The following is an 11,834-nucleotide window of genomic DNA, read 5'->3' as shown; positions in this document are numbered from 1 at the left end:
GGGTCGACGTCAGCGGGACGGAGCGTTGTACAGCTGACGGCCGATGTCGACGGCCAGGCCCAGCACGAGGAACAGGTAGAGCGATTGCGGCATGGCTCGATAAAACACGTTGTCACCAAATGCACATAGACCATACATGCCGATCACCATCACCCCGGCGGCGGTCGCCGCGGCGACCGGCTCCTGCACGTGGTTGAGGTGCCGGGCGAAAAAGCCCAGCGGCACGGCGAGAAACAGCAGCAGCACCAGCAGGGCAGGCAGGCCGCCAGCGACCACCGATTCGAGGTATTCGCTGTGCGGGTGCACGTACTTGGCGATCAGTGGACTGGCCTGACCTGCGGCCACCTGCCCGCGGACATAGACGCCGAACTGGTCCAGGCCGATGCCGGCCAGCGGGTGTTCGAGGAAGGCCTGCCACGCCGTGCGCCACATCTCCAGCCGTTCGCCGACGGCCGTGGCGTCGGCGGCGCCGCTGCCGCCGGTGTCGTAGCTGGTGATCTGGGTCGGGACATCGGCCAGCCGCTGGACCATCTCCCGGTGCAGCGTGGCGGTAACCGCCAGCATGCCGATCACGGTCACCGCGAACAACGCGAGCACGCGCCGCCAGTGCCGCGAACGCACGGCGTGCCACAGCATCAGGCCAAGGTAGACCGGGGCGAATGACAGCAGTGGGCCGCGGCTCTGGGTCAGCACCGCGCCGTACAGGCCGATCACCACGGCCGCGACATGCAGCCAGCGATCGCTGCGCCGGATGTCCGGCCGCAACGCCTGCAGCATCGCCAGCAGCACCAGCACCAGCAGGTACATCGCGAACTCGACCGCGGCCCAGTCACCGCCGTTCAGGCCATACGGGCGATCGGTGCCCAGCACGTAGCGCTGGTACAGGCTGGCCGCACCGAGCAGCACGGCAGTCAGGCTGAAGCCGAGCGCGATCACGCGTTGTTTCAGCGGCAGCGTGAACACGGCCGCGATGCCCAGGAACAGCAGGGTCTGCGCCGGCAGGTCGAGGGTGGACCAGTCGAGCCGGTGGCTCCAGAAGTTGCCGATGTCGTACAGCAGGCGCAACAGGCAGGCGGCGATCACCGGCCAGGCCAGTCGCCAGGCATGCCGGCTTTCCGCCCGCGTGGCCAGCAGCACCACGCCGGCCACGAACAGCAGGGTCATCGGCAGGATCTTGAAGCGCCCGGAGAGGGCGAAACACAGCGGCATGACCGCCAGCAGCAGTGAAGCGGTCCAGATCTGCCATGAAGCCGGATGAGCACGCACGTGAGAAGCCTGTCGAACCAACATGTAATCCCTGTCCGGCCATGCTAACGGGCCAGCGGCGTCGACTTGGCATGCGTGCGCCGCATCGTAACGCGAAGGTTCATCTTCCATATGTGCCGTTCCGTGGACGTGTGGTGAATGGGTGCTGCGCTCTTGTTCAGAGCGTGTCGTCGGCCTGCTGGTCCGCACTGGCGCCCGGCACGCAGCCGGGCACCACCGCGTCGGCCCGGAACAGCCACCACTCGCGGCGGTTGGCGTGGCCGACGTAGGTGGCGCGATGGCGGTCCACGCACGTGCCCATCGCCTCGTCGAGGCTGAAGATCCAGCGATGCGCCGGGTCCTGCCGCTGCCAGGCGATCGCCTCGGCATATTGCTGCGACCACGGTTTCAGGAAGCCGAACTCGGCGACCGGCCCCTGGGCCATCAGCAGGTTCTGCTCCTTCCAGGCGAGCAGGCCGATGGTGGCGTCGGGGCCGGCGATGGCGCGCGCCTGCACCATCACGTCGCGCGCCGAGCGGTCGCCGTTGAGCATCGGATAGCCCCACAGCCCATACACGCTCCACAGCACGCCGGCGAACAGCAGCCAGCCCAGCGGCGCGCGGCGCACCCGCGTCAAGGCGACGACGATGAGGCCGACCACGCCGATGGCCAGCAGCATCCACCAGATCCGCGGGTCCAGGCTCTGCTCGATCTTCACCGCCCAGGCCGGGTGGCGATGCAATGCCAGCGCCGCCGCCACGGTCAGCGCGCCGGCCAGCAGCGTGGTCAGCGCACACACCGCGAGGCGCACACCGCGCCGGCGCAGCAGGCCGGGCAGCAGCGGCGCCAGCGCCAGCGCGGTCATCGGCAAGGCCGGCAGGATGTAGACGTCGCGCTTGCCCGGGCTCAGCGAGAAGAACAGCAGGATCAGCACGATCCAGCCCAGCGGCAGCAGGAAGCGCGCGTCGCGCCGCTTCAGCCGCCGCCACCACGCCGGGATGGCCCACGGCAGCAGCAGCGATAGTGGCAGCCAGTCGACCACGATGATGCCGAGGAAATAGAACGGCGAGTGCAGGTGCCCGGTCGGCGTGGCGTAGCGGTGCACGGTCTGCCCGAACAGGATGTTCTGCACGTACTCGGCGTGCTGCGGGTCGCCGTCGGCATGCGCCACCAGCAGCATTGGCAGCAGCCAGCCCAGGATCGGCACGAGGAACAGCGCCAACCCGCCGGCCCAGCGCCAGCCGCCGGTGGGCAGCGCCAGGTGCCGCCAGTGGCCGCGGCGCGCCACCAGGTACGGCACCAGTATCAAGAGCGCCAGCACGCCGACGCCCTTGGTCGCCACGCCCACGCCAGCGAAGAAGCAGCCTGCGGCGAACCAGCGCCACGATGGCCCCAGCAGCAGGTGGCGCAACAGGCCGTAGTTGGCCAGGGTGATCCAGCCCAGCAACAGCGGATCGATCTGCGCGTTGCGCATCTGGTAGGTGAAGTGGATGGTGACCAGCAGCGTGGCGGCGGCCAGCAGCGCGCTGCGATGGTTCCACAGCCGGCGCGCCAGGTCGTAGACCAGCGCCAGCGCAGTCAGCGCCGCCGCCAGCGAGGGCAGCAGGAAGGCGATGCGCCAGTGGCCGGTGAGGTAGTAGCTGAGCGCCTGCAGCCACATGAACACCGGCGGCTTGTCCGGGTACAGCTCGTGGCCGCGATGTGGGAACAGCCACTGGCCGTGCTCGACCATCCATTGCGCCACCAGCGCGAAGCGCGGTTCATCGGACGGCCACGGATCGCGCAGGCCCAGCCCCAGGCCGAGCAGCAGCAGCGCGAACACACCGAACAGCAGCAGTTCCCGGCGAGCGTCGCGCAGCCACAACGGGCGTGCATGGGACAGGGAGGGCTTCACGGGCGGGAGGGTTCCGTCGGCGGCGGTCAGGGGATGCCAAGCATAGCCCGGCAAGGCGTCATGCCAACTCATGCGTTTGCTTGGCGGGACTTCTGCAGCACCGCGTAGTACATGCCGTCGAGGTCGCCGTCGCCGGGCAGGATCTGCCAGCCCACCGCGGCGGCCTGGCCCGCCGGCAGGGTGAACGCCAACGCCAGCGCGTCGGCTTGCGTGGCCAGCAGCTCGCCGACGATCGCCTCGTTCTCCGCGCGCAGCACCGAGCAGGTGATGTAGACCAGCCGGCCGCCCGGCGCCAGCAACGGCCACAGCGCGGACAGGATGCGGCGCTGCTGCGCATGCATCGCGGCGATGTCGCTCTCGCGCCGGTGCAGGCGCACGTCCGGTCGGCGTCGCAGCACGCCGGTGGCCGAGCACGGCGCGTCGATCAGGATGCGGTCGAACGGCCGGCCGTTCCACCAGCCCTTCGGTGCGCCGGCATCGCCGATCGCCACCTTGGCATTCAGGCGCAGCCGCATCAGGTTCTGGCGGATGCGTTCGGCCCGCGCAGCGTCGAACTCCAGCGCGGTCAGGTCGATGTCGGCGCGTTCGAGCAGGTGGCAGGCCTTGCCGCCGGGTGCGGCGCAGGCGTCCAGCACGTGCAGGCCGTCGTGCAGGTCGGCGAGGTCGGCGGCCACCTGCGCGGCGCCGTCCTGCACCGCGAACAAGCCGTCGTCGAAGCCGGGCATGCGGGTGACGTCGGCGCTGTGCGGCAGTACCAGCGCGTCGCTCAGCCAGGGATGCGCCATGGCGGCGTAGCCGGCGACCTGCAGTCGTGCAATCAGTGCCTCGTGCTCGCTGCGCTGGCGGTTGACGCGCAGCATCAGCGGCGGCTCGCCGTTGTCGGCCGCCATCACCGCCTCAGCCTGTTGCGGCCAGTCGCGCTGCAGCGCGTCGGCCAGCCAGGCCGGGTGCGCGTGGCGGGTCTGCGGCCTGGCGTCAAGTTTCGCAAGCAGGCCTGCGCGCTCGCGTTGCCAGCGGCGCAGCACGGCGTTGACCAGGCCGGCCAGCTGCGGCCGCTTCAGCGCGCGCACCGCCTCGACCGTGGCGGCCACCGCGGCGTAGTCCTGCAGTTCGAGGATTTCCAGCTGCACCAGGCCGAGCACCAGCAGCGCATGCACGGCCGGGTCCTTGTGCCGCAGCGATTTTTCCAGCAGGCCGTCGACCGCCGCGTCGAAACGCAGCCACCAGCGCGCGCCTTCGCTGAGCAGAGCCATCAGCAGGGCGCGGTCGCGCGGATCGGCCAGGCGCGGCGCGGCGCGCTCCATCACGTCGCGCAGCGAGGCGCCGCGCAGGGCCACCTCGGCGAGCCCCCGGGCGGCCAGGGCGCGGGTATCGGTTTTCATCAGCTGCGCCGCAATTCAGGGCGGGCGTTGAGGTAGTCGATCGCACCGATGCGCTTGCCGCCCGCGCGCTGCAGCGCGGTGACGCGCAGCGCGCCGGTGCCGCAGGCCAGGTCGATGCCGTCGCGGCCGGCGGCCAGCACGGTGCCCGGCGCGGCATGATGATCGAGTTCGATCGCGCGGGCGGCCCAGATCCGCAACGGCTCGCCGGCGATCTCGCCTTCGGCCACCGGCCACGGATCGAACGCGCGCACCTGGCGTTCCAGCTCGATCGCGGGGCGGCTGAAGTCGAGCTTCGCCTCGGCCTTGTCCAGCTTGTGCGCGTAGGTCACGCCGTCTTCCGGCTGCGGCGAGGCTGCCAGCGCCTCGCCGGCCAGTGTGCGGCGCAGGCCCTCGGCCAGCACTGCCGCGCCGAGGGTGGCGAGACGGTCGTGCAGCGAGCCGCCGGTGTCGTCGCGGCTGATCGACGTGCGTCGTTCGAGCAATACCGGGCCGGTATCCAGGCCCGCTTCCATCTGCATCAGGTCGACTCCGCTTTCACTGTCGCCGGCCAGGATCGCGCGCTGGATCGGCGCGGCGCCGCGCCAGCGCGGCAGCAGGCTGGCGTGCACGTTCCAGCAGCCGAGCCGCGGAATCGCCAGCACCTTGCGCGGCAGGATCAGGCCATAGGCCACCACCACCAGCAGGTCCGGCCGGTACGCAGCGAGAACCTGCTGCACGTCGGCGGACTTCAGCGACTCGGGTTGCTCGACCGCGATGCCGGCGGCCAGCGCGGCCTGCTTGACCGGGCTGGGCGTGAGCTTGCGGCCGCGACCGGCGGGGCGGTCGGGCTGGGTATAGACGGCCACCACCTCGGCGCCGCTGGCGCGACAGGCCGCGAGGCAGGGTAAGGAGAATTCCGGGGTGCCGGCGAAGACCAGCCGCAAGCCGGGGCTACCCAAGCCGGCCTTGCTCAAGCACCGACCGCCTGCTTGCGGTGCTTCTCCAGCCGCTTCAGCAGCAGGTTGCGCTTCAGCGGCGACAGGTAGTCGACGAACACCTTGCCTTCCAGGTGGTCCATCTCGTGCTGGATGCACACCGCCAGCGGGCCTTCGGCCTCGACGATGATCTCCTGGCCAGTCACGTCCTGCGCCTTCACCTTAACCTTCAGCGCGCGGGTGACATCGGCGTACAGGCCGGGGAACGAGAGACAACCCTCCTGGTAGACCTGCGAGCCGTCCTTCTCGAGGATCTGCGCGTTGATCAGCGCCAGCGGCTGGTTGCGCTCGTCGCTCATGTCGGCGACCAGCACGCGCTGGTGCACGTTGACCTGGGTGGCGGCGAGGCCGACGCCGTTGGCGGCGTACATGGTCTCGTACATGTCGGCGACGAACTGCTCCAGCTTCGCGTCGAACACGGTCACCGGCGCGGCGCGGGTGCGCAGCCGGGGGTCGGGGAATTCAAGGATCGAAAGGATGGACATGGCATGACCTCGGCGTCAGAAATGCGGGCGATTTGGTAAAAAGCCACCCGCGGCGCCATCTAGAATGTGTCTTATTGTACGTCGGCAAGCGCCCGAGTACAGACGATTTTTGCCAACTCGCGCCTGTTGCGCGCGTTAATCATTCGGTTACACTCGACCGAGCACCTGGGGAAGGGGGATTCCCGCCAATGATCAAGAAAATTATCGTGTTGCTGGCCGGCATGCTGGTCACCGTGGCCGTCTATGCGGCCGGTGCGCAATTGCGGGCCGATCATCCGGACAGCTACACCGTGCGCCGGGGCGACACCCTCTGGGACATCTCCGCCAAGTTCCTGTCCAAGCCGTGGCTGTGGCCGGAGATCTGGCAGGCCAACCCGCAGGTGCGCAACCCGCACCTGATCTACCCCGGCGACGTGCTCAACCTGTCCTTCATCAACGGGCCGCGCCTGGGCCTGCAACCGGGCGTGCATCGCGAAGGCGAGGCGGTGCCGGCGATCCCGCTGTCCGAGCTGAAGATGTTCCTCAAGGACATGCGGGTGATGGACTCCAACGCGGTCAGCTCCGCGCCGTACGTGGTCGGCCTGGAGGAATCGCGCCTGCGCGGCGCCGTCGGCCAGAACATCTATGTGCGCGGCCTGCAGGGCGAGCCGGGCCAGCGCTGGGCGATCGTGCGGCCGAGCCACGTGTTCCGCGGCTTCGACCAGGGTGATGCGGCCAACGCCGACCTGGTCGCCCACGACCTGGACAGCAACGCGGCGATGGTCAACGCGCCGTGGCGCGAGGATTCCCGCAACGACGGCCACTACGGCAAGGGCGACGATCTCGGCGTCGAGGTCAGCGTGATCGGCACCGCCGAAACGCTGCGCACGGGCGATCCGGCAACCCTGCTGCTGCTCGGCGCCACCAAGGAAATCCGCAGCGGCGATCGCATCATGCCGATCGACGACAAGCCGTACGATGCCAGCTACTACCCGCACGCGCCGAAGTCGGTGCCGGCCAACGCCAAGGTGATCGGCTTCGCCGACGCGATGGACGCGGCCGGCCCGCGCCAGGTGGTGATGCTGTCGATCGGCGCCAAGGACGGCGTCGACAACGGCCAGACCTACACGATGATGCAGCCCGGCGAGACGGTCCACGACGACGTGGCCAGCAACAGCTGGCGGCGCGGGGTAGGCGAGACGGTCAAGTTGCCCGACGAGTACATCGGCCACGTGATGGTGTTCCGCACCTTCGACCGGGTCAGCTACGGCTTGGTGATGGACGGCCTGCGGCCGGTGCACGTCGGCGCCCGCCTGACCATGCCGGAGTAAGCCTCGGCAAGGCGCCATCACGGCATCTGCCTACAGCACGGCGCGGCTCCCACCGCGCCGTTTTCTTTGCGGGTCGCTGCGTAAACTGCCGGCATGGACATGGACGATCCCGATGAACTGCGCGCGTGGCTGATCGCCCTGCGCACCCCTGGCCTCGGCCCGGGCGGCCTGCGCGAACGGCTGGATGCGGCCGGCGGCGACATCCAGGCAGTGCTGGCACAGCTGTGCCGCGACGCGACCCGGCTTGGTGAGCCAGCCCGGGCCTGGCTGGCCCGGCCCGACGCGACCCGGCTGAGCGCCGACCTGGCCTGGCTGGCCGAACCCGGGCATCGGCTGCTGTGCTGTACCGAAGCGGATTTCCCGCCGCAGCTGGAACACATCGCGCAGCCGCCGGCCGTGCTGTTCGTGGTCGGCGACGCCAGCCTGCTGTTGTATCCGCAGGTGGCGATCGTGGGCGCACGCGGCGCCAGTGCGGTGGGCCTGGCGCACGCCCGGGCGTTTGCGCTGGCGCTGGCGGATGCCGGTTTTGCGATCACCAGCGGCCTGGCCGATGGCATCGACGGCGCCGCCCACGTGGCCGCGCTGGATGCCGGCGCGAAGACGCTCGCGGTGGTCGGCACCGGGCTGGACCGGGTGTACCCGCGCAAGCACCATGCGCTGGCCCGGCGACTCGCCGCGCAGGGCGCGCTGGTCAGCGAGTTTCCGCCCGGCACGCCGGCACGCCCGGATCACTTCCCGCGGCGCAACCGGATCATCGCCGGCCTGGCGCTGGGCACGCTGGTGGTCGAGGCGGGGCTGCGTTCCGGCTCGCTGATCACCGCCCGGCTGGCTGCCGAACAGGGCCGCGAGGTGTTCGCGCTGCCCGGCTCCATCCACCACCCACTGGCCCGGGGTTGCCACCGGTTGATCCGCGACGGCGCCCGGCTGATCGAGACCGCGGTGGAGATTGTCGAGACATTGACGCCGGCAGCGCGCATGCTTGGCGGCGAACTGGCTGCGCGGCTCGACACGGCTGGCGGCGAGGCGGACGGGCCGCCACGGATTGCAGACGGCGACGGCGCGGCATGCGGGCCTGCCGGGGCTGGCGACAATTCCGGGTATCGATGGCTTTTGACCGAACTTGGCCATGAACCAGCGACATTGGACGAACTTGTGCAGCGTACCGGGCAGTCCGCCGCTGCACTTTCCTCGATGCTGCTGATGCTGGAGCTGGAGGCCCGGGTGGCGAGCCTGCCGGGCAACCGCTACCAGCAATTGCCCGGCGGCTGAGTTGCCGTCGTGCGCTGTTTGCAGGGGCAGCGGGCTTGACAGTCGCTGGCGCGGCGTGTTTTCAACTATATATATGCCCGGCACGGAAGCGCCGGTGATTCACTTTCGGATATCCAGCTTCATGGCAAAAAACCTGCTCATCGTCGAATCACCGGCCAAGGCCAAGACGATCAACAAATACCTTGGCAAGGACTTCCAGGTCCTCGCCTCCTACGGCCACGTGCGCGACCTGAAGCCGAAGGAGGGCGCGGTCGACACCGAACACGGTTTCACCATGGCCTACGAGGTCATCGAGCGCAACGAGAAGCACGTCGACGCGATCGCCAAGGCGGCCAAGCTGGCCGACGACATCTATCTGGCGACCGACTTGGATCGCGAAGGCGAGGCGATCAGCTGGCACATCAGCGAGATCCTCAACGAGCGCGGCCTGACCAAGGGCAAGCAGCTGCACCGGGTGGTGTTCTCCGAGATCACGCCCAAGGCGATCAAGGCCGCGGTGGCCGCACCGCGCCAGCTCTCGCACGACCTGGTCGACGCCCAGCAGGCGCGTCGCGCGCTGGACTACCTGGTCGGCTTCAACCTGTCGCCGGTGCTGTGGCGCAAGGTGCAGCGCGGCCTGTCCGCCGGTCGCGTGCAGTCGCCGGCGCTGCGCATGATCGTCGAGCGCGAGGACGAGATCGAGGCGTTCAAGGCGCGCGAGTACTGGACCATCGAAGCCCAGCTCAAGCACGCCGAAGGTGACTTCACCGCGCGCCTGTCCAGGCTCAACGGCAAGAAGTTCGAGCAGTTCGATCTCACCAATGAAACCGATGCGCAGTCCGCGCGCGAGGCGCTGAAGCAGGCCGCACGTGGCCGCCTCACCGTCAGCGAGGTCAGCTCGAAGGAACGCAAGCGCCGCCCCGCCGCGCCGTTCACCACCTCCACCCTGCAGCAAGAGGCCGCGCGCAAGCTCGGCTTCACCACCAGTCGCACGATGAAGGTGGCGCAGGGCCTGTACGAGGGCGTGGCGCTGGGTGACGAAGGCAACGTCGGCCTGATCACCTACATGCGTACCGACTCGACCATGCTCGGCGACGACGCCATGGCCGAGCTGCGTCAGTTGATCGCGCGTGACTTCGGCGGCCAGGCACTGCCGGATGCACCGCAGGTGTACAAGACCAAGTCCAAGAATGCGCAGGAAGCGCATGAGGCGATCCGTCCGACGTCGGCGATGCACACGCCGAAATCGGTGGCTGCCTTTCTCAACGACGACCAGCGCAAGCTGTACGAATTGATCTGGAAGCGCACGGTCGCCTGCCAGATGATCCATGCCACGCTGAACACCGTCTCGGTGGAGTTCGCGCTGCCCGACGTCGCCGGTGGCGATGCCTCGTTCCGCGCCAGCGGTACCACCGTGATCGACCCCGGCTTCCTCGCCGTGTACGAGGAAGGCAGCGACCAGAAAAAGGCCGACGACGACGATGAAGGCCGTCGCCTGCCGCGGCTGGAAAAGGGCGAGGCGGTGCCGCTGCACGAGATCGCCGCCGACCAGCATTTCACCGAGCCGCCGCCGCGCTATTCCGAAGCGAGCCTGGTCAAGGCGCTGGAAGAACACGGCATCGGCCGCCCGTCGACCTACGCCAGCATCATCCAGGTGCTGCAGAACCGCGAGTACGTGTTCCTCGACAGCCGCCGCTTCAAGCCCAGCGACGTCGGCCGCGCGGTCAGCAAGTTCCTCACCGCGCATTTCACCCGTTACGTCGATTACGACTTCACCGCCAAGATGGAAGACGAGCTGGACGCGGTCAGCCGCGGCGAAGAGGCGTGGGTGCCGCTGATGGAGCGCTTCTGGCTGCCGTTCAAGCAGCAGGTGGACGAGAAGACCGAGTCGGTCGACCGCAGCGAGGCCACCGGTGCGCGCGAACTGGGCAGTGACCCGAAGACCGGCAAGCCGGTTTCGGTGCGGCTGGGCCGGTTCGGGCCGTATGCGGCGATCGGCACCAAGGATGATGAAGACAAGCCGACCTTTGCCTCGTTGCGCCCCGGCCAGAGCATGCACACGATCACCCTGGCCGAGGCGCTCGAACTGTTCAAGCTGCCGCGCAAGTTGGGTCAGGCCGAGAACGGCGACGAGGTCAGCGTGGCGATCGGCCGCTTCGGTCCGTTCGTGAAGCAGGGCAGTACCTATGCCTCGCTGAAACCGGAGGACGATCCGTACACGATCGAGCTGCCACGTGCACTGCAGATCGTGCAGGAAAAACTCGAGATGCTGGCGAACCGGCTGATCCTCGATTTCGGCAACGGCGTGCAGGTGCTCAACGGTCGCTACGGTGCCTACATCACCGACGGCGAGAAGAACGCGCGCATCCCGAAGGAGCAGGAGCCGAAGGAGCTGACTGAGGCGCAATGCCTGGAACTGCTGGCGGCTGCGCCGGTGCGCAAGGGCCGCTTCGGCAAGAAGGGGGCGGCCAAGAAGGCAGCCGCCAAGAAGGAGGCGCCGGCCAAAAAGACGGCGGTGAAGAAGGCCGCCAGCAAGAAGCCCGCAGCGAAAAAGACCACGGCGAAGAAAACGACGGCCAAGAAGACCGCCACGAAGAAGGCCGCTGCAAAGAAGGCCGCGACGAGCAAGACCGGGGCCTGAGTGCTGGCGCGCTTTACCCTCGCCGAACTCGATGCCGCCGCCGCGCTGCTGCACGGCGGCGGCGTGCTCGCTTATCCCACCGAGGCGGTGTTCGGCCTCGGCTGCGATCCGCACGACCGCGCCGCATTCGAGCGCGTGTTCGCGTTGAAGCAGCGCCCGGCGACCCAGGGCGTGCTGCTGATCGCCGCGGATTTCGCCCAGGTCGAGCGCTACATCGAACTGGCCGCGGTCCCGAACGACATCCTGCAGCAAGTGCGCGCGAGCTGGCCCGGTCCGCACACCTGGATCTTCCCGCGCTCGACCGCGGTACCGGCCTGGGTTGCCGGAGCACATGCCGGAATCGCGTTGCGGGTCACCGCGCACGAGCCCGCCGCCGCGTTGTGTCGCGCGTTCGGCGGCGCGCTGGTGTCGACCAGCGCGAACCCGCACGGCCTACCGCCGGCGCGGGCAGCGCAGACCGTGGCGGACTATTTCGGCGATGCGCTGGATGGCCTGCTGGATGCCCCGCTGGGCGGCCAGGCCAGCCCCACGGTGATCCGTGACGCGCTGTCGGGCGCTATCATCCGCGCCTGAGCGTTTGGGGAGCGTGTCGACCATGCGTCGGCTGAACCGGCGTGGGCCGCCAGCGGCCGCCGTTCATGCCGCCGTTCATCGT

General features: G+C 69.0%; 9 protein-coding genes. 4 read left to right on the top strand and 5 right to left on the bottom strand.

The window, feature by feature from the left end:
* Nucleotides 1–9: 9 nt before the first annotated feature.
* The 5 genes from IMW82_RS15395 to def all read right to left on the bottom strand — a co-directional run bounded on the left by IMW82_RS15395 (nt 10) and on the right by def (nt 5,980).
* Nucleotides 10–1,266, bottom strand: a complete 1,257-nt coding sequence (locus tag IMW82_RS15395) for an O-antigen ligase family protein (protein WP_345777139.1) — start codon at nt 1,264–1,266, stop codon at nt 10–12.
* Nucleotides 1,267–1,423: 157 nt separating this feature from the next.
* Entirely contained in the window at nt 1,424–3,139 is a 1,716-nt protein-coding gene (locus tag IMW82_RS15390; protein ID WP_108472143.1) for a glycosyltransferase family 39 protein, read from the bottom strand.
* Nucleotides 3,140–3,207: 68 nt separating this feature from the next.
* The gene (gene rsmB / locus IMW82_RS15385; RefSeq protein ID WP_108472142.1) at nt 3,208–4,521 is read right to left on the bottom strand and encodes a 16S rRNA (cytosine(967)-C(5))-methyltransferase RsmB; all 1,314 of its coding nucleotides are present in this window, start codon (nt 4,519–4,521) and stop codon (nt 3,208–3,210) included.
* Entirely contained in the window at nt 4,521–5,444 is a 924-nt protein-coding gene (gene fmt, locus IMW82_RS15380; protein ID WP_199909850.1) for a methionyl-tRNA formyltransferase, read from the bottom strand. The genes rsmB and fmt overlap by 1 nt, the downstream gene beginning before the upstream one ends.
* Nucleotides 5,445–5,470: 26 nt before the next feature.
* A complete protein-coding gene (gene def, locus IMW82_RS15375) occupies nt 5,471–5,980 on the bottom strand; it encodes a peptide deformylase (protein ID WP_108472141.1) in 510 nt (169 codons plus the stop codon).
* 188 nt (nt 5,981–6,168) lie between these two features.
* On the opposite strand from def, the gene IMW82_RS15370 reads away from it, so the two are divergent.
* From IMW82_RS15370 to IMW82_RS15355, 4 genes are all read left to right on the top strand, one after another.
* Nucleotides 6,169–7,290 carry a LysM peptidoglycan-binding domain-containing protein gene (locus IMW82_RS15370; protein ID WP_108472140.1) on the top strand — a complete coding sequence of 374 codons (1,122 nt, stop codon included), beginning with the start codon at nt 6,169–6,171 and terminating at the stop codon, nt 7,288–7,290.
* Nucleotides 7,291–7,383: 93 nt separating this feature from the next.
* A complete protein-coding gene (gene dprA, locus IMW82_RS15365) occupies nt 7,384–8,559 on the top strand; it encodes a DNA-processing protein DprA (RefSeq protein ID WP_108472139.1) in 1,176 nt (391 codons plus the stop codon).
* Nucleotides 8,560–8,680: 121 nt separating this feature from the next.
* Nucleotides 8,681–11,179, top strand: coding sequence for a DNA topoisomerase I (locus IMW82_RS15360; RefSeq protein ID WP_108472138.1), 2,499 nt, complete (start codon nt 8,681–8,683; stop codon nt 11,177–11,179).
* On the top strand, nt 11,180–11,752 hold the full coding sequence (locus IMW82_RS15355) for a Sua5/YciO/YrdC/YwlC family protein (protein WP_108472137.1): 573 nt from the start codon (nt 11,180–11,182) through the stop codon (nt 11,750–11,752).
* Nucleotides 11,753–11,834 lie beyond the last annotated feature (82 nt).

This window comes from Rhodanobacter sp. B2A1Ga4, from assembly GCF_018101315.1.
Classification (GTDB): Bacteria; Pseudomonadota; Gammaproteobacteria; order Xanthomonadales; family Rhodanobacteraceae; genus Rhodanobacter; species Rhodanobacter thiooxydans_A.
The sequence above is the reverse complement of the archived record's forward strand: the minus strand, read 5'-3'. Positions and strand labels throughout refer to the sequence as shown.

Coding starts and splice junctions, on each gene's coding strand:
- IMW82_RS15370 (WP_108472140.1), top strand. CDS start 6,169: ATGATCAAGAAAATTATCGTGTTGCTGGCCGGCATGCTGGTCACCGTG.
- IMW82_RS15360 (WP_108472138.1), top strand. CDS start 8,681: ATGGCAAAAAACCTGCTCATCGTCGAATCACCGGCCAAGGCCAAGACG.
- dprA (WP_108472139.1), top strand. CDS start 7,384: ATGGACATGGACGATCCCGATGAACTGCGCGCGTGGCTGATCGCCCTG.
- rsmB (WP_108472142.1), bottom strand. CDS start 4,521: ATGAAAACCGATACCCGCGCCCTGGCCGCCCGGGGGCTCGCCGAGGTG.
- def (WP_108472141.1), bottom strand. CDS start 5,980: ATGTCCATCCTTTCGATCCTTGAATTCCCCGACCCCCGGCTGCGCACC.